This is a genomic window from Priestia megaterium, assembly GCF_046599315.1.
GTDB classification, from domain to species: domain Bacteria; phylum Bacillota; class Bacilli; order Bacillales; family Bacillaceae_H; genus Priestia; species Priestia megaterium_F.
Genome location: NZ_JBKIKC010000004.1, coordinates 224,343 through 244,867 on the forward strand (window position 1 = coordinate 224,343; position 20,525 = coordinate 244,867).

23 protein-coding genes are annotated in these 20,525 nt (G+C 36.3%); 13 read left to right on the forward strand and 10 right to left on the reverse strand.

Annotated elements, in window-relative coordinates; translation table 11 throughout:
- Nucleotides 1-20: 20 nt before the first annotated feature.
- Nucleotides 21-203 (reverse strand): YolD-like family protein, encoded by a 183-nt coding sequence (locus tag ACLHDF_RS15470; RefSeq protein ID WP_013081858.1) that lies wholly within the window; start codon nt 201-203, stop codon nt 21-23.
- Between the two features lie 377 nt (nt 204-580).
- Here ACLHDF_RS15470 and ACLHDF_RS15475 point away from each other — a divergent pair, with 377 nt between their 5' ends.
- Nucleotides 581-1,246 carry a TerC family protein gene (locus ACLHDF_RS15475; RefSeq protein WP_413919617.1) on the forward strand — a complete coding sequence of 222 codons (666 nt, stop codon included), beginning with the start codon at nt 581-583 and terminating at the stop codon, nt 1,244-1,246.
- A gap of 36 nt (nt 1,247-1,282) precedes the next feature.
- Here ACLHDF_RS15475 and ACLHDF_RS15480 read toward each other — a convergent pair whose 3' ends face one another.
- Nucleotides 1,283-2,551 (reverse strand): dicarboxylate/amino acid:cation symporter, encoded by a 1,269-nt coding sequence (locus ACLHDF_RS15480; protein ID WP_413919618.1) that lies wholly within the window; start codon nt 2,549-2,551, stop codon nt 1,283-1,285.
- A gap of 145 nt (nt 2,552-2,696) precedes the next feature.
- Complete coding sequence (locus tag ACLHDF_RS15485; RefSeq protein ID WP_413919619.1) at nt 2,697-3,755, reverse strand: DctP family TRAP transporter solute-binding subunit; 1,059 nt, start codon at nt 3,753-3,755, stop codon at nt 2,697-2,699.
- Between the two features lie 108 nt (nt 3,756-3,863).
- Here ACLHDF_RS15485 and ACLHDF_RS15490 point away from each other — a divergent pair, with 108 nt between their 5' ends.
- The 4 genes from ACLHDF_RS15490 (at nt 3,864) to gdh (ending at nt 8,015) form a co-directional block, all read left to right on the forward strand.
- The gene (locus tag ACLHDF_RS15490; protein ID WP_413919620.1) at nt 3,864-5,432 is read left to right on the forward strand and encodes an ATP-binding protein; all 1,569 of its coding nucleotides are present in this window, start codon (nt 3,864-3,866) and stop codon (nt 5,430-5,432) included.
- Nucleotides 5,433-5,444: 12 nt separating this feature from the next.
- Nucleotides 5,445-6,131: a response regulator gene (locus ACLHDF_RS15495; protein WP_413919621.1), complete on the forward strand. Its 687-nt coding sequence runs from the start codon at nt 5,445-5,447 to the stop codon at nt 6,129-6,131.
- 220 nt (nt 6,132-6,351) lie between these two features.
- Nucleotides 6,352-7,212, forward strand: a complete 861-nt coding sequence (locus ACLHDF_RS15500; RefSeq protein ID WP_098113702.1) for a RhaT/GlcU family sugar-proton symporter — start codon at nt 6,352-6,354, stop codon at nt 7,210-7,212.
- A 17-nt stretch (nt 7,213-7,229) separates the two neighbouring features.
- Nucleotides 7,230-8,015, forward strand: coding sequence for a glucose 1-dehydrogenase (gene gdh, locus ACLHDF_RS15505; RefSeq protein WP_413919622.1), 786 nt, complete (start codon nt 7,230-7,232; stop codon nt 8,013-8,015).
- Between the two features lie 31 nt (nt 8,016-8,046).
- Here the strand turns inward: gdh and ACLHDF_RS15510 are convergent, their stop codons facing one another.
- The 5 genes from ACLHDF_RS15510 to ACLHDF_RS15530 all read right to left on the reverse strand — a co-directional run bounded on the left by ACLHDF_RS15510 (nt 8,047) and on the right by ACLHDF_RS15530 (nt 10,578).
- On the reverse strand, nt 8,047-8,625 hold the full coding sequence (locus ACLHDF_RS15510) for a ferric reductase-like transmembrane domain-containing protein (RefSeq protein ID WP_413919623.1): 579 nt from the start codon (nt 8,623-8,625) through the stop codon (nt 8,047-8,049).
- Nucleotides 8,618-9,061, reverse strand: a complete 444-nt coding sequence (locus ACLHDF_RS15515) for an FAD:protein FMN transferase (RefSeq protein ID WP_413919806.1) — start codon at nt 9,059-9,061, stop codon at nt 8,618-8,620. Before ACLHDF_RS15515 ends, ACLHDF_RS15510 begins: the two co-directional genes overlap by 8 nt.
- A gap of 508 nt (nt 9,062-9,569) precedes the next feature.
- Nucleotides 9,570-10,040 carry an MFS transporter gene (locus tag ACLHDF_RS15520; protein WP_413919624.1) on the reverse strand — a complete coding sequence of 157 codons (471 nt, stop codon included), beginning with the start codon at nt 10,038-10,040 and terminating at the stop codon, nt 9,570-9,572.
- A complete protein-coding gene (locus ACLHDF_RS15525) occupies nt 10,030-10,248 on the reverse strand; it encodes a helix-turn-helix transcriptional regulator (RefSeq protein WP_413919625.1) in 219 nt (72 codons plus the stop codon). Before ACLHDF_RS15525 ends, ACLHDF_RS15520 begins: the two co-directional genes overlap by 11 nt.
- A 147-nt stretch (nt 10,249-10,395) precedes the next feature.
- On the reverse strand, nt 10,396-10,578 hold the full coding sequence (locus tag ACLHDF_RS15530) for a YolD-like family protein (RefSeq protein ID WP_251394623.1): 183 nt from the start codon (nt 10,576-10,578) through the stop codon (nt 10,396-10,398).
- A 393-nt stretch (nt 10,579-10,971) separates the two neighbouring features.
- Between ACLHDF_RS15530 and ACLHDF_RS15535 the strand changes: the two genes are divergently transcribed.
- Nucleotides 10,972-12,900 carry an LTA synthase family protein gene (locus tag ACLHDF_RS15535; RefSeq protein ID WP_413919626.1) on the forward strand — a complete coding sequence of 643 codons (1,929 nt, stop codon included), beginning with the start codon at nt 10,972-10,974 and terminating at the stop codon, nt 12,898-12,900.
- Nucleotides 12,901-12,978: 78 nt separating this feature from the next.
- Here the strand turns inward: ACLHDF_RS15535 and ACLHDF_RS15540 are convergent, their stop codons facing one another.
- Both ACLHDF_RS15540 and ACLHDF_RS15545 read right to left on the reverse strand, forming a co-directional pair.
- A complete protein-coding gene (locus tag ACLHDF_RS15540; protein ID WP_013081873.1) occupies nt 12,979-13,161 on the reverse strand; it encodes a YolD-like family protein in 183 nt (60 codons plus the stop codon).
- A 247-nt stretch (nt 13,162-13,408) separates the two neighbouring features.
- Complete coding sequence (locus tag ACLHDF_RS15545) at nt 13,409-13,879, reverse strand: N-acetyltransferase family protein (RefSeq protein ID WP_413919627.1); 471 nt, start codon at nt 13,877-13,879, stop codon at nt 13,409-13,411.
- Between the two features lie 96 nt (nt 13,880-13,975).
- Here ACLHDF_RS15545 and ACLHDF_RS15550 point away from each other — a divergent pair, with 96 nt between their 5' ends.
- The 7 genes from ACLHDF_RS15550 to ACLHDF_RS15580 all read left to right on the forward strand — a co-directional run bounded on the left by ACLHDF_RS15550 (nt 13,976) and on the right by ACLHDF_RS15580 (nt 20,510).
- Nucleotides 13,976-15,388 (forward strand): PLP-dependent aminotransferase family protein, encoded by a 1,413-nt coding sequence (locus ACLHDF_RS15550; RefSeq protein WP_413919628.1) that lies wholly within the window; start codon nt 13,976-13,978, stop codon nt 15,386-15,388.
- A 134-nt stretch (nt 15,389-15,522) separates the two neighbouring features.
- Nucleotides 15,523-16,458 carry a homocysteine S-methyltransferase gene (mmuM, locus tag ACLHDF_RS15555; protein ID WP_413919629.1) on the forward strand — a complete coding sequence of 312 codons (936 nt, stop codon included), beginning with the start codon at nt 15,523-15,525 and terminating at the stop codon, nt 16,456-16,458.
- Between the two features lie 89 nt (nt 16,459-16,547).
- Complete coding sequence (locus ACLHDF_RS15560; protein WP_413919630.1) at nt 16,548-17,180, forward strand: fumarylacetoacetate hydrolase family protein; 633 nt, start codon at nt 16,548-16,550, stop codon at nt 17,178-17,180.
- A gap of 143 nt (nt 17,181-17,323) precedes the next feature.
- Nucleotides 17,324-17,458 carry a hypothetical protein gene (locus ACLHDF_RS15565; RefSeq protein ID WP_413919631.1) on the forward strand — a complete coding sequence of 45 codons (135 nt, stop codon included), beginning with the start codon at nt 17,324-17,326 and terminating at the stop codon, nt 17,456-17,458.
- A 165-nt stretch (nt 17,459-17,623) separates the two neighbouring features.
- The gene (locus ACLHDF_RS15570) at nt 17,624-17,917 is read left to right on the forward strand and encodes a hypothetical protein (RefSeq protein ID WP_413919632.1); all 294 of its coding nucleotides are present in this window, start codon (nt 17,624-17,626) and stop codon (nt 17,915-17,917) included.
- A 397-nt stretch (nt 17,918-18,314) separates the two neighbouring features.
- The gene (locus ACLHDF_RS15575) at nt 18,315-18,878 is read left to right on the forward strand and encodes an ImmA/IrrE family metallo-endopeptidase (protein ID WP_413919633.1); all 564 of its coding nucleotides are present in this window, start codon (nt 18,315-18,317) and stop codon (nt 18,876-18,878) included.
- Between the two features lie 327 nt (nt 18,879-19,205).
- Nucleotides 19,206-20,510, forward strand: coding sequence for a CitMHS family transporter (locus tag ACLHDF_RS15580; protein WP_413919634.1), 1,305 nt, complete (start codon nt 19,206-19,208; stop codon nt 20,508-20,510).
- The last annotated feature ends 15 nt before the right edge of the window (nt 20,511-20,525 follow it).

Genomic DNA, 20,525 nt, shown 5'->3' on the forward strand with positions numbered 1-20,525 from the left:
GTCTCAATCTCTTTTTTCTATTAATAAATATTTTTAATACTCGATAGACGAAGTGATCGTACGTGCTGATTTTCATCTTTTAATAAAAGAGTTTGTTCAAGCAGGTTTAAGTTTTGAATATAACCTTTTACCGTTTGGACAAAACCGTTGTTTTGATAGTTAATAGTTAGTAATTTATTCGTTTTTAGCGCTTTTAAAATCATACCTATTTTCTCCCTTCTTATATCGTAGCGGACGAAAAACTACAAAATAACGAAGAAGCATCGGAGGCGTGTATTATTTATAAACATTACTCTGTATTTTATAAATGCTCTCCTGCTACTAATAGTAGAGGATGATAATGAAAAATAGATGAAAGGTAGAAGAATAAAGTTTGATTTATTACAATCAACTAACTTTTCCTTTACAAATACCTATTTCAAATTTCTTTTTAGTGATAAAATACTGTTAGTGAAATAACTACTTCTCTTCATTAAAAGGTAAGAATGGATTATATCGATAGAGTTTTAGTTCTCTATTTCTAGTAATGAAACAAGAGATAGAGAAATAAACTAAAAAAAATCAATCAAGGAGTTTTTTTATGGATCAGAGTTTTATTTTAAATCTGTTAGAAATTTTACTGATTAATATTGTACTGAGCGGTGATAACGCAGTTGTGATTGCTTTAGCTTGCCGGAATCTTCCGGACGAGCATCGAAACAAAGCGGTTGTTTTCGGTACATTAGGAGCGGTTGTATTACGTGTAGGGCTAACGTTTGTCGCTGTATATTTATTAACAATCCCATTTTTAAATTTCATCGGAGGTCTGCTTCTTCTATGGATTGCCATTAGTCTTTTAAAAGGTGAAGATGACGGAGATATTAAAGCGAATTCAACTCTAGCAGGTGCTATTAAAACAATTATTATAGCCGATCTGGTTATGAGTTTAGATAACGTAGTAGCGGTTGCAGGTGCGGCTAACGGTAATATTCTACTTATTATCCTTGGTCTTGTTATCAGCATTCCGTTAATCATTTGGGGAAGTCAGCTTTTAATGAAAATAATGGAAAAATTCCCGATTATCATCATTGCCGGAGCAGCGCTTCTTGGCTATACTGCTGGTGAAATGATCTTTAAAGATAAAGCGGTGGGACACGTATTAGAAGGATTTAATCCACATTTGCATACGATTGTTCCTATTGTGTTAGCTATTTTAGTTGTTGTTGTTGGGAAACTTAGCGGACGTTCTAGAAAAGAAACGCATTAATCCTAAAAAAGACCCCTGTAAGGGGGTCTTTTTTTATTACTTAGCTAGTGGAGGTGCCGAATTAACGTCTTGTATTGTTTCTACAGGGGGATGAAACTCATTTTCCATTTTTGATACGACTACAGTTGCCACACCATTTCCAATTAAGTTTGTAATGGCACGAGCTTCAGACATGAAGCGATCTACTCCGATTAATAGCGCAATTCCTTCAACTGGAATCATCGGGAACGCAGCAAGCGTAGCGGCTAATGTAATAAATCCAGAGCCCGTTACTCCCGCAGCTCCTTTAGACGTTAGCATTAAAATACCAAGTAGCGTAATCTCTTGCATTAACGACAGGTCGACTCCATAAGCTTGAGCGATAAAGATAGCAGCCATAGATAAGTAGATTGCTGTTCCATCTAGGTTAAATGAGTAACCAGTTGGAATGACGAGTCCTACTACAGATTTTGAACATCCGTACTTCTCCATTTTGTCCATCATTTTTGGCAGTGCAGATTCCGAAGAAGATGTACCCAATACAAGTAGAATTTCTTCTTTAATAAAAGCGATAAATTTAAAAATATTAAACCCATAAATCTTAGCAATGGTTCCAAGTACAAATACAATAAATAAGAACATAGTAATGTAAACAGATCCCATTAAGAAACCAAGTTTTTGAAGAGAGCCTATTCCGAAGTTCCCGATTGTATAAGCCATTGCTCCAAACGCTGCAATAGGTGAAAGTTTCATAATCATATTAACAATTCCAAAGAAAATATCTGTACAGCGTTCAAAGAATGTAATAACAGGAGCCGCTTTTTCGCCAAGTGTAGCTGTAGCCATTCCAAATAACACGGCAAAGAATAAGATTGGTAATAATTCACCATTTGCCATTGCACCAAATACGCTGTCTGGAATAATTCCCATAATAAACTCCATAAAGCCATGCTCCGCTTCAGCTGCTTGCTTGGTATATTGAGCAACATCAGCTCCGTTTGCTCCATTAATATTAAAGCCGGCACCAGGTTTGATAAAGTTTACAACGATAATTCCAATTGCTAAGGCAAAAGTAGTGACAATCTCAAAATATAAAAGAGCTTTACCTCCAATGCGCCCTACTTTCTTTAAATCGCCCATACTTCCAATACCAATAACAACTGTTAAGAAAATAATTGGGGCAATAACCATTTTAATTAATTTAATGAAGATATCAGCTAATACTTTTAATTTAGCTCCAAATTCAGGAAACATAAAGCCGATCGCAATACCAAGAAGGATACCTATGACAACTTGAACGGTTAGATTTTTAAAGCTTAATTTCATACGTACTGCTCCTTTCGAGAACGTTTTGTTAACGCTTACATTATTCTTGTTCTTATATTAACTGATAATTTTAATTATTTATATTTCTGGTGATAATGTTCTTTTTGGTCATTTTGGTCAAAAAAAAGTGATGAATATATAGTCATCACTTTCGGGTTTCAATTTTTTTTATTTGCTCAATGATATCAAGGGTTTGTTGTGTTGCATTGGCTTCGAACGATTGATAAAGAGAGTTAAATTTTTTTTTCCATTCCGCTTTCTGTGTATCATTTAAATAGTAAACGCGCATGCCAGATTTATCTTTTATTTGCTGCAACTGTTCATCATTCATCATTTTTGATTGAGTCCAAATCCAGTTAGTTGTTTCTACCATCGCATCACTCAATAGTTGTTTTACATCTTGAGGGAGACTGTCCCAATACTTTTCATCCATTAAAACAGCATAGCCTAAGTATCCATGGTTGCTGATGGTCATATATTTTTGCAGCTCATATAAACGTTTTGAATAGATATTCGAAATGGTATTTTCCTGTCCATCAAATTCCTGCCGTTCAAGGGATTGATATACTTTATTAAACGAGACAGCCTGCGGCTTGGCACCAAGAAGTTCAAATTGTTTTTTGATTACTTCACTTGGCATTATACGAAACGTTTGATCTTGAAAATCTGTTGGATGGAGCAAAGGCTTCGTATTGCTAGTCATTTGTTTGAAGCCGTTGCTCCACAAAGCAAGTCCTTTTATGTCTTTTTCTCGCAGTGTACTCAACAAATCCCGTCCGATTTTACCGGTAAACACTTGTTTTGCTTCGCTGTAATTATCAAAAATGAAGGGAAGATCAAATAGTTGCCAAGTAGAGGAGAGGTCGGTTAGCTTTGAAATAGAAGGTGCAATCATTTGTACATCATTTCGGCGAAGGGCGTCAAGTTCTTCATCGTCTGAATACAATACACCGTTTGAATATACTTCAATTTTAACTTTACCATCAGATTTTTGATTAACGATTTCAGCGAATTTTTGAGCTGCTAAGCCTTTGGGGGTGTTTTCAGCTACAACGTGGCTAAAATTAATTACGATTTGCTTATTTAGTCCTTTTTGCTCATCGTCATGATACACATTATCCTGATTTATAACCGTATACTGCAAAAAAACATAGATTAATAAGAAAGCGCTAACAATTATACTTGCTCCTACAAACATCTTCAAAATATCTAACCTCGCGATTCAATAATTTTTCTCTGCAAATATTTTAACATGCCCTTTCTCAACGTGGTAAAATTAAAATAAACTTCAATCAGCAGTAGGTGTTCCGCTATGGTGCGTTTATCGATGCAAACGAAAATGACGGGGTTAATTTTTTTTATCGTCGTCTTTTCGTTGTTTTTAGCAAGTATTGTAGTGATTAATAATTTTGTGCAGTCAAAAGAAAATGATTTAGAACAAAGAGCTTTAATCACTTCAAGAACAGTTGCTGAAATGCCTGAAATTCGAGAAAAAATTGAAAAAGATAGCAAGAACATTAATCAAATTGTAGAGCCGATTCGCATTATTCACGGTGCTTACTATGTAGTGGTTATGAATATGAACCATGAACGTTTGTCTCATCCTTTGCAAAGCATGATTGGGCAAGTTTCTAAAGGTGATGACGAAGGCCAGGCGTTTGCAGAACATACGTATACCAATAAGGCAAAAGGAGAAAGCGGGATGGTCATTCGCTCTTTTGTTCCCGTTGTGAACGATCAGCATGAACAAGTGGGAGTTGTTGTCTCAGGCTATCTTCTTCCGAAATTTACAGAGGTTATTTTAAGTTTAAAAAAAGAAATTTTCCTTATCTCAGGTCTTGCTCTTTTTTTTGGGGGATGGGGAGCTTGGGCGCTTGCATCTCGTATCAAAAAAGAGATGTTCGAGCTTGAACCTCATGAAATTGCTCGTTTGTTCGTAGAACGAACGGAGACCTTTAATGCCATGCATGAAGGAGTTATTGCAATTGATAAAGAGGAGAACATTACTATTTTTAATCATAAAGCGAAAATTATGATGGGTGTACCTGATGAGGTAATTGGAAAAAAAATCTATGATGTGATTCCAGATACAAGACTTCCAGAAATTCTGCAGCTTAATCAGCCTGTTTATAATCGGGAGCTTCAAGTTCGAAATTTGAATATTTTAAGCAATCGAGTGCCGATTAAAGTTAATAATTATACAGTTGGTGCGGTTGCTATTTTTCAAGACAGAACGGAAGTTAAAAAATTAGCTGAAGAGTTAACCGGGGTTAAATCTTTTGTAAGCGCTCTTAGAGTCCAAAACCATGAGTATATGAATAAACTTCATACGATTGCAGGGCTTATCCAACTTGGAAATAAAGACAAGGCTCTTCAGTACGTTTTTCAAGTGTCTGAACAGCAGGAAGAGCTCACGCAATTCCTTCATAAGCATATTAAAGATGAAAGTATATCAGGATTACTGTTGAGTAAAGTCAGCCGTGCCAAAGAACTTGGAATTGAGTTAGCTATCGATCGCCACAGCGAGCTTCACTCATTTCCTCCTTACTTAGATCATCATGATTTTGTTATTATTATTGGTAACTTAATTGAGAACGCTTTTGATTCTTATCAGCATATAGAGCGTCGTGAACGGAAGATCTATATAAGCATGGAACAACATGACGGCATTCTTTCTATATTAGTTGAAGACAACGGGTGCGGCATGAATGAGGATCAAGTAGACAGAATCTTTGATGAAGGGTTTTCAACCAAGGCAAAGGAAAATAGAGGAATTGGTTTGCATTTAGTAAAACAAATTGTTGAAAAAGGAGACGGTCAGATCGAAGTAGAGTCAGAATTAGATGTTGGAACGACTTTTATCATTACATTCTTTTTATAGGGGGAGTGGAAGATGAATAAAAAAGAATGGACGGTGCTTCTTATAGAAGACGATCCTATGGTACAAGAAGTGAACCGCCAATTTATTGAACAAGTTGAAGGGTTCGCCGTTATCGCTGCAGCTTCGAATGGTGTAGAAGGTATACACCTGATCAAACAGCATAAGCCTGATTTAACGATTATTGATATGTATATGCCTAGTCAAGATGGCTTAACCACCTTACAGCAAATTCGAGCAAATGGATATAAAACAGACGTGATTGCAGTTACGGCTGCAAGTGATATTGAAACCGTACGGAAAGTTCTTCAGTACGGGGCAATGGATTATATTATGAAACCGTTCAAGTTTGAACGTATGAAGCAAGCGCTTGAGCAATATCGTTCGTTTCAAGTTAAAATAAGTCAAAAAGATCATATTACTCAGTCTGAATTAGATTCTATGTTGTTTCAGCCATTAGAAGAAAAAGCCAATTTGCTTCCAAAAGGGCTAAATGCGGTTACGTTAAGGAGAATACAACAATATCTTTCACAGCAAAGTCACCCAATTTCTGCTGAAGAAGTGGCGGACGGCGTAGGGATTGCGCGGGTTACAGCAAGAAGGTATTTAGAGTTTTTAGAACAGGAAAACGAGCTGAAATTATCCGTTGAATACGGCAGAGTGGGCAGACCTATTAATCGTTATATGTTAAAAATAAATTAAATCATACAGAACAGCTTTTATTTGGAAAAGCTGTTTTTTTGCGTTAGAAAGTATATCTTTTTCTCTCCTAGAACAAATTAAGGTATACAGTTTTCTCATCCCAAAGAACATTTCGGGCGGTCATTAATAAATGAAATATCCTTGAAAAAAGGATTAATGGCGGAAATATTGGGGAATAAGCACACTGACATTTAATTTTAGCACAGGAAGGTTTTGAAACATGGATATATTTTTAGCCGTCTTACCAGCCATATTTTGGGGAAGCATTGTGCTGTTTAATGTGAAACTAGGCGGAGGACCTTATAGCCAAACGCTTGGAACCACATTGGGAGCTTTAATTTTCTCCATTGGTATTTATATTTTTGTACACCCTACTCTTACACCGTTAATCTTTGGCGTTGGGGTTGTTTCGGGATTATTTTGGGCAGTTGGACAAAGTAATCAGCTGAAAAGTATTGATTTAATTGGAGTTTCTAAAACGATGCCTATTTCAACGGGGCTTCAATTAGTTTCCACTTCATTATTTGGAGTAATTGTGTTTCACGAGTGGTCCACAAAAACTTCAATTATTCTTGGTGTGCTCGCTCTTATCTTTATTATTGTAGGGATTGTTTTAACATCGCTTCAAAGTAAAGAAGAGAAAGAGGCTGAAGAAGGAAAAGGAAACTTCAAAAAAGGAATTGTTATTTTATTAATTTCAACCGTTGGTTATTTAGTTTATGTTGTAGTAGCTCGTCTATTTAATGTAGACGGATGGTCTGCTTTATTACCTCAAGCAATTGGTATGGTCATTGGAGGGGTATTGCTGACGTTTAAGCATAAGCCATTTAATAAATACGCAATTCGCAACATTATCCCAGGTCTTATTTGGGCCGCTGGTAATATGTTTTTATTCATCTCACAACCCAAGGTAGGTGTAGCGACAAGCTTTTCGCTTTCCCAAATGGGAATCGTGATCTCAACGTTAGGTGGGATCATCATTTTAGGTGAGAAGAAAACGAAGCGTCAGTTAGTTGGAATAATTATTGGGATTATACTGATCATCATAGCAGGAGTCATGTTAGGGCTCGCCAAAAGCTAACTAGGAGGGTATTAACAATGTATAAAGATCTAGAAGGAAAAGTAGTTGTCATAACAGGTTCATCTACCGGTTTAGGAAAAGCAATGGCGATTCGTTTTGCAACAGAAAAAGCCAAAGTAGTTGTGAATTATCGTTCTAGAGAGGAAGAAGCTAACAGCGTCTTAGAAGAAATTAAAAAAGTTGGCGGAGAAGCAATTGCTGTCAAAGGTGATGTAACAGTTGAGTCGGACGTTATCAATTTAGTTCAATCTGCTATTAAAGAATTTGGAACGCTAGACGTTATGATTAATAACGCAGGGTTAGAAAATCCGGTTTCATCTCATGAAATGCCTTTAAGCGATTGGAATAAAGTAATTGATACGAACTTAACAGGAGCTTTTCTAGGCAGTCGTGAAGCGATTAAATATTTTGTTGAAAATGAGATTAAGGGAACAGTTATTAACATGTCGAGTGTTCACGAGAAAATTCCTTGGCCGCTATTTGTTCATTACGCAGCAAGTAAAGGCGGAATGAAGCTCATGACTGAAACACTTGCATTAGAATATGCTCCAAAAGGTATTCGTGTAAATAACATTGGGCCAGGAGCGATTAATACACCGATTAATGCTGAAAAGTTTGCTGATCCTGAGCAGCGTGCAGATGTAGAAAGCATGATTCCGATGGGATACATCGGAGAGCCGGAAGAAATTGCAGCGGTTGCTGCATGGCTAGCTTCTTCAGAGGCAAGTTATGTAACAGGGATTACGCTCTTTGCCGACGGTGGTATGACACAGTATCCATCGTTCCAAGCAGGACGAGGATAAACAAAAACGCACTCTATCAAAGAGTGCGTTTTTAGTTTTCTTGAGCTTTTTCTTGGTTCTTAGGAGCTGACTGGTGTTGAATTCGTAAAAAAAGCAAAATTAAAACGGCGCAGCCAGTGATGCTATACATCCCAAGAATAAGAGGCTGATGTGTATCTGTTCCAGAAATAATGCCGTGATAAAGTGCTAGCAAATAGCCTGGAAAAGCAAGGAAATGAAAGGCTTTCCATGTTTTTTTGCCAAGCTGTTTTATAAAACCAGATGTAATAATTAGTGCAAATAAAATGTAGAGTGAAATAGTACCAAGACCTGTGCTAATTGGTTTGTAATCAGAAGTGAACGGAATTAAAATTTCAGAAAGCGAAAAATGAATAGATTGATCAAATGATAAAACAAGTCCGTGAATCATTCCAAATAATAACCCGAACCACCCTGATGATTGATGAACCAGTAAGAGCTGTTTTTTGCGTTTTGGTTTTAAAAAAGAAAAGCTGTGAGAAATGCCAGCGGCAACCGATATAAACATTAGTAAATAAGAAGTTAAGCCGGCTACCCGAACAGTATTCCAAACGGGAAAGTGAGAGCTAAATTGCGCGAGGAGATTAGCCATAATTATATACCTGACCTTTCACATTTTTTTCAATTAATACCTTGCCTTCTTTTGAAACCGCAATTATCTCTAAAGAAGGATGATGCATTTTAGCCAACTTTAATCCAGCATCCCAGCCGAGAATAAGCATACATTTTGCATAAACTTCAGAGACGGTCAAGTCTTCTGAAACAACCGTTACTTGCAGAAGCTCTGCTGAACTAGGCTTGCTGATTCTGCTATCAATAATATGATGGTGAGTGTGACCATTCACTTTCCACAGCCGCTTGCCTACACTGCTTGTGGCAATGCCGCTGTTGCTCTTTACTTTAATGCTCATGAGATTTTTTGATAAATCAAATGGATTAGAGAGAGCGATAGACCAGTGCTTGCTAGCAGGCCCCCACGTTACAATATCGTCACCTCCGTCGATTGCTCCAAGTGAAGTTCCTTTTATCTTTCATATTTTGCAACTGAACACTGAAGAAAAACTGAAGTGGAAGGTAACATACATCGTTCAATTGTTATAGTTCAATATAGACAGAAAAAATGAAAAAATAGTGAAATAAAATTAGCACAGATTATTTTTGGGAGGGATTCAGTAAATTATTAGATGAAAAAAGAGGATGAGACATAACTAAATTACTCCCATCTAAAGACGAACAAATGGGATAAATGCTCTAGTATGAATCGCTTGTGACACCGCTATTGATTTCCGTGCAAGGCTTCGCTTTCCGCGGGCGGCCGATGAGCCTCCTCGTCGCTTACGCACCTGCGGGGTCTCATCTATTCCGCTTTTCCCGCAGGAGTCTTCGCCTTGCCCTCCAATCAGCCGCTAGAAGCAACTAAACAGATGAAACCTACGTTCACCATCCCAACAAAAAAAGAACCACCAATCAAACATTTTGATCGATAGTTCGTCATTCACGTTGGCTAACATACTTTTGTCCCGCTCTCCTTTTTAATCACCGATAAATCTTACTAATCGACACGTAATAAACCGTTAACTGTATAAGAGAAAGAAGCAAAATCACGGCAATGGGATAAAAGTTAAAAGAGTTTGGTAAAAGCGGATAAAAAGCCATTAAAGTTGCGCCTATAGGAAAGGAAAATAAAAGAAAAACAAAGGCTTTTTTACAAGCTTCTGCTGTTATCATTTTTTCTCGCTCATCTTCTTCTGCAAATTCAAAAGGAAATAGCAAAAGCGAAACGTTCTTCGTCTTTTTACGCACGCGGTAATAAAAAAATGAAATGATTAAAAGGACAATTAAAGAAGCAAAAGAACTTATAGACATAGTAGCTTCCCAAGGGGGTTCAGGCTGCTTCATAATTTCGCTAAATTGAACATTTAAGTTTAAAAAATCATATAAAAACCAACCTGCGCACAAAAGAGACACTACATTCAATAAGTAAGATTTAATAACATTACTCAACATTTTTCTCCTCCTTTTGAAGTATAAATACATCTTCCATTTTTAATTGGAAGACATCACAAATTGTTAAACCAAGTAGTAGGGAAGGAACGTAATTCCCTTTTTCAATAGCTGCAATGGTTTGGCGAGTGGCTCCAACTTTTTCAGCTAAATCTCTTTGCGTATATCCATGTTTAGCTCTAAGCTCTTTTACGCGATTAATAAGAGTCAATATGATCACCCGCTGACTTTTCAATGAATTTGTTAAGTTAATTTAACATTATGTAAAGTTAATTTAACATTTATTGGATTATTTTTCAATAATAAATGGATAAAAAATACAAAAAGATCCTAGAAGAATTCTTCAGGATCTTTTTTGTTAATAAATTTCTTTAATGCCAGACAAACGAATGGAAAAAGTGTTTTGTTTTTCATCTCGTAGGGAGAGGGTTTGGTCGGTTAGGTTTAAATTTTGGATTTTTCCTTTGAAGGTTTGAAGCAGGCCATTTTCGTAATAATTTACGGTTACATGTTTGTTTTTCTTTAGTGCTTTTAAAATCATCTATTCATCTCCTTTCATTTGTGCATATGTTATGAAAAGAAAGCTGTGGCTTAAGCATACGAATTTGAAGAATGCTCAAGACAGAATTACTATTATACAGCAAGATGAGAATAGTTTGTAGATGAATTGTGAAAAAATGCACAAGTTTGCAGTAAGGGTGTTGCAATAGAATACAGTATATGAGGGGAGAAGGGATTTTATGACGCAAAAGGTGATTTTAGTTTATTTATTTGTGTGTATTAGGTAAACTAGTAGATGAATTTAAAGAATCTATCTATAGTTGTGAAGGCTAGGATTTCATTTAATTTTCATTTTCTATGAGTATAATGATAAAGGTTTTCTATATGTTCTTTGTGAATTTACTCATAAACTAATCGAGAAAGGAAAATCAAAATGAAGCGAATCGTTTCTAAGCCGCTGCACTATTTCATATTAGCCGCTGTTTTAATGTGGATAAAGTCGTACGTAGCTTATAAAACTGAATTTAACTTAGGCGTAAGCGGCGTAATGCAGCAAATGTTGCTGTTTATAAACCCTGTGAGTTCAGTGCTGATTTTTTTAGGAATCGGCTTATTTTTTAAAGGAAAGAAAGCAGGAGCTTGGATTCTTGCAGGCAGTTTCATTATGACGCTGCTGTTGTATAGTAATATTCTTTATTATCGTTTTTTCAACGATTTTGTAACGCTTCCCACACTATTGCAGACAAGTAATGCAGGAAGTATGGGCGGAAGCATTATGGATTTATTAAAAGTACATGATATTTTTTATTTTGTTGATTTTATTATTTATTTTTTCTTCTTTTTTAGTAAGAAAATTGACTGGCATAATGAAAAAGTATCGGTTAAGAATGCAGTAACTATTCTTTCTTTAGGGTTCATGGTCTTTTCTGTCAATTTAACATTAGCAGAAATTGATCGCCCGCAGCTTCTATCTCGAACTTTCGACCGCAATTATTTAGTAAAGTATTTAGGAGCTTATAATTATACGATGTACGACGGTGTTCAAACTGCTCAAAACTCTAAACAGCGAGCATTTGCAAGCAGCAATGATTTAACGAACGTCGTTAATTTTAAAAACAGTCACTATGCGGCACCTAATTCCGTTTATTTTGGAAAAGCTAAAGGGAAAAATATTATTAAAATTCATTTAGAGTCATTTCAATCTTTTTTAATTGATTATAAATTAAATGGCCAGGAAGTGACACCGTTCTTAAATTCATTGGCTCATGGAAATGACTTTACGTATTTCGATAACTTCTTTCATCAAACAGGACAAGGAAAAACATCAGATGCTGAACTGATGATGGACAATTCTTTATACGGTCTTCCTCAAGGTTCTGCGTTCGTGCTGAAAGGAAGCAACACGTATCAGGCAGCACCAGCTATTTTAGATCAAAAAGCTGGCTATACGAGCGCTGTGCTGCATGGAGACTATAAGACGTTTTGGAACCGTAACGAAATTTACAAGCAGTTCGGTGTGGATAAGTTCTTTGATGCAAGCTATTACAATATGACTGGTGAAAATAAAATTAATTATGGCTTAAAAGACAAACCGTTCTTTAAAGAATCTGTTCCAATGTTGCAGTCTTTACCACAGCCATTCTATGCACATTTAATTACGTTAACCAATCATTTTCCATTTTTACTTGGAAACAATGAGGCAAGCATACAGCCGGCTAACACAGGCGATGCGACAGTTGACCGCTATTTCCAAACGGCTCGTTATTTAGACGAATCATTGCAATCTTTCTTCCAAGAACTGAAAGCTTCTGGGCTTTATGATAATTCTGTGATTATGATTTACGGAGATCACTATGGTATTTCTGAAAATCATAATGCTGCAATGGAAAAAGTAATAGGAAAAGAAATTACGCCTTATGAAAATGCTCAGCTGCAGCGTGTACCTCTATTCATTCACGTTCCTGGAGTAAAGGGCGGAGTTAATCATACGTACGGTGGAGAAATTGATGTAGTGCCAACTCTCCTTCATTTAGTAGGGATTGACAGCAAAGAATTCATCCAATTTGGCACAGATTTATTTTCTAAAGATCATGACGATGTAGTAGCGTTCCGCAATGGCAACTATGTATCTCCGAAGTATACGCTACTGGATGGAACGTATTACGATTCTAAGACGGGAAAAGTGATTCAAGAAAATAATCAAATGCAAGCTTATAAACAGAAGGTAGCCAAAGAACTGGAATTATCTGATCAAGTGCTTTATGGAGACTTACTTCGTTTCCACAAGCTGAAAGATTTTCAACCAGTCGACCCTTCTAAATATATGTACGGGAAAGAAGAAACAGAAACGTCAACTAAATAAAGCTAAAATGAAAAAGAACATGATGACCTCTGCAAAGCAGAAGGAGCATCATGTTCTTTTTTTACTGTAAACTATTCATCAATAAATTTCTTTAATTCCCGATAAGCGAATAGAGAAAGTATTTTGTTGTTCATCTTTTAACGAAAGCGTTTGGTCTGTTAAATCTAAGCGCTGTACTTTTCCTTTAAACGTTTGAAGCAAACCATTTTTATAATAGTTAATTGTAACGGCACCGTTTTTTCTTAATGCTTTTAAAATCATTTTCAAAACTCCTTCCTTATTCAAAATGTGTATGATTAACGAGCTGTAACATTCATTTTCATTTGCATATTTTTATTATACACAAAAATAGAAAGCGTTTTCACCTAAAGTTTGAACACTTTGTGAAAACTTTAACAGAGAATGTGACAAATACATACAGAAACTGATTTATTTGTCGTATTTATGATAAAACACATTTATGAAAGGAGTGTTAAGAACGTGTTAAAACTTTATGGATGGAAGAATATTATAAATTATCGTTTGAAATGTCGTAGTGAATCCACTCATCGTTCGTTACATTTCCGCCCATTTTTCTGTAAAGAGTTTGGGCTCTTATATTATCATAAGCTGTTTCCCAAGACATAGCTGCATACTGATGTTCTTTTGTATACTGGTGACTAGTCGAAAATAACTTTTCCCCAATTTTTTGTCCTCTTGCTTTTTCAGTAACATACAAGTCATTTAAAATCGCTACAGGCTTTACGCGAGTGGTGCTAAATGTAAAATAAAGCGTGGAAAAGCCTACTACCTCGTCATTTTGAGTAGCAATAAATTGAATGCCAGTATCCGGATGTTGAAACAAGTGATTAATTAAATTTCTCAGCTGATTTTTGGTAGGCTGAGGACGCTTGTAAAAATCAACAATGTATTCGTTCATTAATGAAATGAGCGCCCCTATGTCAGCAGCATTTGCTTGACGAATTGTAATAGTAGTCATTAAATCTTCTCCTTTTTAATCAGATGATCTACACTTATAGTAAAAGAAATGTATCCCCTGCAAAAGAGTCAAATTTTAAAAATAGGATAGGGACAGATGGAAGGAGCTAGCATGACATTCACACCTTTATTAAACCGCACGGATGATACGCCTTTATATCATCAGTTGTATGAATATATAAAAAAAGAAATTGTATCAGGCAACATAAAAGTAAATAACAAACTACCTTCTATACGGTCCTTTGCTGAATATTTAAATGTAAGTCGAAACACTGTAGATACGGCCTATCAGCAACTTTTGGCTGAAGGGTATGTGGAAAGCAGGCCCAAAAGTGGATTGTACGTAACGAATACACAGTTTGATTTACTGCAAACATATAAAAAGCCGGCTGTATTTTTACACCCTCAGTTAGAAACAAAGTCGTGCACCTATGATTTTCGATATGGAAAAATTGATAGCCGTTTGTTTCCTTTGAATGAGTGGAAAAAACGATATAATGAAAGTCTTCAAACTTATAGAGAAGCGCTGTTCACATATCAAGAAAGTCAAGGAGAAGAATCACTGCGAGAAGAAATTGCAATGTATCTTTATCAGTCAAGAGGAGTTGTTTGTTCAAAACATCAAATTATTATTGGAGCAGGTACTCAGCAATCGCTAAGTTTGCTAGCGCAAATGTTAAAGCCCAGCATCAGGGACATTGCCTTTGAGAATCCTTGCTATGACGGGGCTAGCTTTGTATTCAAACAGCACGGATTTTCGTTAAAACCCGTGTCGCTTAATAATACAGGTATAAACATTCAAGAGCTTTACGAGAGCCAAGCGCAGGCTGTTTATGTCACGCCATCTCATCAGTTTCCATACGGAATGATCATGCCTGTTTCAAAAAGAATACAGCTTCTTGAATGGGCGAATGACTGCAGTGGATTTATTATTGAAGACGATTATGACGGAGAATTTCGTTATAAAGGCAGTCCCATACCTTCATTGCAAAGCTTAGACTCTAAAGGGCGCGTCATTTATACAGGGACATTTTCAAAATCTTTTATGCCTTCTTTAAGAATCAGCTACCTTGTGTTGCCTGAAGTTCTTCTAAAGACATATTATGAACGCTTCTCTTTATATGAACAAACTGTTCCAGCTCTTCATCAACGGACGCTCGGACTGATGATGAAAAATGGAGAGTGGAGTAAACATTTGAGAAGAGTGAGAACTGCTTATCAACTGAAACACAGTACTCTTTTAGCAGCTTTACAGAAGGAGTTTAACAAAAATGTCACGCTGTCGGGCGAATCTGCAGGCTTGCATATCCTTGTCCGCATGAACAATGATATGAACGAACAAGAATTAATTAATACAGCTCGAAAGCAAGATGTCTCCGTCTATGGCACCTCTCGTTATTGGCTTACGGAATTACCCCAGCAAAAGCCTTATATTTTATTAGGTTTCGGGAGCTTGAGGGGAGAAGAAATAGAAGAAGGAATAAAACGATTGAAAAAAGCTTGGTTATAAGTATGCGCTCATTTTTTTGATTTCTTGACAAAAGTTTCCTAGTCCTTTAGACTTTTTTGCATATATTTTAAATTATCTGAAAGGAGGATAGGGTAATCGAAGCTGACTGCTAGTGGACAACCCTAGATTAAATAATGAATCCTATCCAAAAAATTTTACATACATTCCCTGTGATTGTACTAGACGGTGCAATGGCAACTGAACTTGAGAGATATGGCTGTGATTTAAACGACAGCTTATGGTCTGCAAAAGTGTTGATGGAGCAGCCTGAATTAATTAAAAGAGTGCATCAAGACTACTTTGCGGCAGGAGCTGATTGTGCAATTACAGCAAGTTATCAAAGCACATTTGAAGGTTTTGCCAAACGTGGTTTGAGTGAAGCAGAGGCTCGCGAGTTAATTCAAGCATCTGTAAAAATTGCAGCTGAAGCAAGAGATGAATTTTGGCAGCAAGAAGAGAATCGTCTTAATCGCCCAAAACCAATTGTTGCTGCTTCGGTAGGTCCTTACGGGGCATTTTTAGCAAACGGATCTGAATATACTGGACAATATGATGTAACAGAAGAAGAATTAATAGAATTTCATCGCCCTCGTATGAAAGCGTTAATTGAAGCAGGAGCGGACGTATTAGCTTGTGAAACCATTCCTAATTTGATGGAGGCAAAAGCCATTGCGAGGCTACTAGAAGAATTTGAAGGAGCATACGCATGGATTACGTTCAGTGCAAAAGATGAGCTGCACATTAGTAGCGGAACATTAATGTCGGAGTGTGCACGCTATCTGGATTCCTATGAGCAAGTAGCGGCTCTTGGAGTTAACTGTACGCCGCCTCAATATATTTCTTCACTTATTAAGGAAATTAAATCTCAAACGGATAAGCCAGTCATTGTGTATCCAAATTCAGGGGAGCATTATGACGCTGAATCTAAAACATGGAATGGCATATCTGTGGGCGAAACATACGGCTGCAGCGCTCACAAATGGTATGAAGCAGGAGCTCAGTTAATCGGAGGGTGCTGTCGCACAACTCCAGATGATATTAAAGGCATTACAAAATGGGCTAGAAAATAACGGAATGAAAAAAGGAGGTTCATTGTAATCTTCTTTTTTTCTTGTAAAATAAAAGCTGAAAAGCTTTTATTTTAACGAAAGAAGGGATGATGAAAGTGAAAGATATTAAAAATATTTATTGTGTAGGCCGAAACTACGCACTGCATGCAAAAGAATTACATAATGATATTCCAACATCACCTTTTTTATTTTCAAAACCTACTCATGCTCTCGTGGAGGCAGCTGGACAAGCAATTGTTCTTCCTAGTGACCAAGGAGAGGTGCACTTTGAAACCGAAGTGATTCTTCATATTGGACAATCTTACGAAGAAGGTATAACAGTGGATGAGCTTGTTGACGAGATGACGATTGGGTTAGACTTGACGCTTCGAGACGTGCAGGCTGAATTAAAACAAAAAAAGCATCCGTGGCTGCTTGCAAAAGGATTCAAACATTCAGCAGTCGTGGGAAACTTTATTCCGTTTGAAGGAGTAGAAGCATCTAAGAATAAAGACTTTTCGTTAGTTAAAAACAATGAACGCGTACAGCTGGGAAATATTAAAGATTTGATTTTTGATTTACAAACGATTATTGATTTTACAGGAAAACACTTTGGTCTTGATAAAGGAGATCTTATTTTTACAGGTACACCTGAAGGAGTAGGGCCGCTTTCACATCAGGATCATCTTTCACTTAGATGGGGTCAGCAAGAGCTTGGTTCCTGTATCATTTCTTTTCGTTAACAAAAAGAGGCTGGGACAAAAGTAGTTTAGTTGAAGGAAGATCCGAACGATGAATCGAGATTCTTGATGGAGAATCAAATTCGTTCGGGCTTTTTCATTGGCATATTGAAAGTAGGTTTCATGTTTTTAGTTGCTTCTAGCTGTTGATTGGAGGGCAAGGCGAAGACTCCTGCGGGAAAAGCGGAATAGGTGAGACCCCGCAGGAGCGAAAGCGACGAGGAGGCTCATCGGCCGCCCGCGGAAAGCGAAGTCTTACATGGAAATCAACAGCGGTGTAACAAACAGTCCAGATGATTTATCTCGTTTGTTCGTCTTTAGCTTGGACTGGTTTCGTTATGTCTCAATCTCTTTTTTTGCGAAGTTTTAATTTGTAGCCTTCAGAATGAATTTAATCTCCAATGGGAAAGCTGTTTCTATCTCCTGTAGGAAACGAGGTCGTAAGTATGGTGCTATTAATCCTTACAACGGTAATTTCTATTCTGAGCGTATTGGTTATGCCAAAGCACATCAGCTGGATAGAAATGTACGCAACGTCTTTGTTTGTCATGTTTTTAGGATCGGTAGCAGATATATATCTTGATGTTAAATATGATTTTTATGGTTTCTTTACAAAAGGAGTAGACTTTGAATATCTTTTAATTTTTATTTTTATTTATCCTGCGACGAATAGTATGTTTTTGAATTTTTATCCGCAGAGCAAGAGTTTGTTTAGAAAAGTTTTATATATTACAGTGTGAGTAATTCTTACGACTTTGTTTGAATACATTTCTGCCCAAACAGAAGTATTTTATTATAATGAATGGAAGACGCTATACTCGTTTTTTTGCTATCTTTTTCTTTATATATTGATGGCTTTAAATTTAAAATTGATACGCAGGCTTCAGGTTATTGATAAACAAAAATAGAAATAAAAAAAAAATAATGATAAATCATAAAAAAATGATATTTTATTAATGGCTATATATGTAATATAGTAAAAATAGAAAATAAACGAAGCGGCATATAAGCATGGTTAAAAAACGTCAAAAAGGGAATCTTGACATTAACTTTATGCTTTTAATCATGTATTGTGAATGAATATACTTATTAATAAATAATATGTTGGAGAAGGAATTTAGCAAAGGAGGCAAGAAGATGTTTAAGCGTAGTGAAAAGGTCCAAATTCATGGCGTAACGTTTCATGGGGTTATAAGCGCAAAACAAAAAGTCGCCCTGCAGGAAATTGCTAATGTAACAGACGAAAAAGACTGGGATGGACTAAAAGGCGTGTATTGTTTAGGCAGTGTCAAAGTGCAAGGGAAAGATGTGCTAGGTGTGTATTATGGCCAATTTAATGATAAACTTCCAAAAGAGAAGCGCAAACTTCAGTTTGAAATTGACTATGTTAAATATACAGTAACGGAATGTCCTATTATTTTTATTGATACAACAAAAAATAAAAAGCCTCATCAATTTGCTTTTATCATTCTGCATGAATTAGGACATCATGTGGATCGTATGAGCAATGGAACGCTTTTAAAAGAAGGAAATAGAGCACATGAAATGTTTGCTAATACGTATGCTTTAGAAAAATATTCAAAAATAGAAAAGTACCAAACAAAAAAGTTAAAAAACATTCCATTTTTAGAGGAATCTCTTACTCAATGGAATAAAACTCCTCACCCTGGAGCGTATTCTCTTAGAGTTCAAATTGAATAATTCACGAGAATAGTTCCTCTTTCTATGGTTTTTATTTTCCTATCTTTTTCCTCTTCTTTTCTTTTATCTTTTCAATGAACAAAAAGGATTTAATTACCCATAAAGTTTTAAAAGTTTTTATAGTACGAATTATTTACACTATACCCTCCTGTAAATTATGATTATTTTAAGAAAAAACAGAAAATTTTAAAGTATCAAAGTACAACTTAATAGTGATCAAGCGATGTTGTAATCGTATAGACGAACTGGCATACATATGCAAGTCATACAGACAAACGAATCGCTTCCACTGTTATGAAAGCGGATTCAAAAATAGGAGGGGTAATAATGTTAGCTATTCTTGGGTTTTTGATGGTCTGTACATTCATGTTTTTGATTATGACAAAACGATTAACGCCGCTTATTGCTTTAATGGTTATTCCAGTATTGTTTGCAATCATAGGGGGATTCACAAGTGATATTGGGGAAATGGCTTTAAATGGTGTAAAAGAATTAGCACCTACAGGCGTTATGTTAATGTTTGCTATTTTATATTTTGGGATTATGATTGATGCTGGTTTGTTTGATCCAGTGGTAGGGAGAATTTTAAAAATCGTAAAAGGTGATCCACTAAAGATCACTATTGGTACAGCTATTTTAGTTCTTATCATCTCATTAGACGGAGACGGAACAACAACATATATGATTACGCTTTCAGCAATGCTTCCGCTTTATAAAAAGCTAAACATGAAACCGATGATTTTAGCCTGTATAGCTATTATGGGTAGTGGAGTTATGAACTTAACACCTTGGGGAGGACCTACTGCTCGTGTGATGAGCGCATTGAAGTTAGATGCTTCACAGGTGTTCACACCAATGATTCCAGCCATGATTGGTGGAGCTGTTTGGTTATTATTTACAGCTTACTACTTTGGAAAAAAAGAGCGCCAGCGTTTAGGTGTTATCGATATTCAAGATGTCACGAATGCTCAAGTCGCTTTTGCAGAAGCAGCAGCTGCTGAAGGAATCGAGTACAAGCGTCCAAAGCTTTTATGGGTAAACTTTGCTTTAACAGCTCTATTATTAGTAGGATTGATTACAGGTGTTATGCCGCTACAAATTTTATTTATGATTGGGTTTGCAATCGCTATCATGATTAATTATCCAAATTTAGAAGTTCAAAAAGAGCGCATTACAGCTCACGCAGGTAATGTACTTGCGGTAGTATCTCTTGTATTCGCAGCAGGCGTATTCACAGGTATTTTATCAGGTACAAAAATGGTAGATGCAATGGGTAATAGTTTAGTAGGATTAATTCCAGATGCGTTGGGACCTTATATGTCTGTGATCACAGCTATCACAAGTATGCCCTTTACATTCTTTATGTCAAATGATGCTTACTACTATGGAATTTTACCAATTATTGCTCAAGCAGCTTCAGCATACGGTATTGATGCTGCAGAAATTGGTCGTGCTTCATTGATTGGTCAACCTGTTCACTTACTAAGTCCTTTAGTTGCTTCTACGTATCTATTGGTCGGTATGGCAAAAGTCGAGCTCGGTGAATTCCAGCGCTTTACTTTAAAGTGGACGATTGGAACAGCAATGATGATGCTTTTAGTAGCTATTATTACAGGAGTAATTACGCTGTAAAGATGATGAACTTAA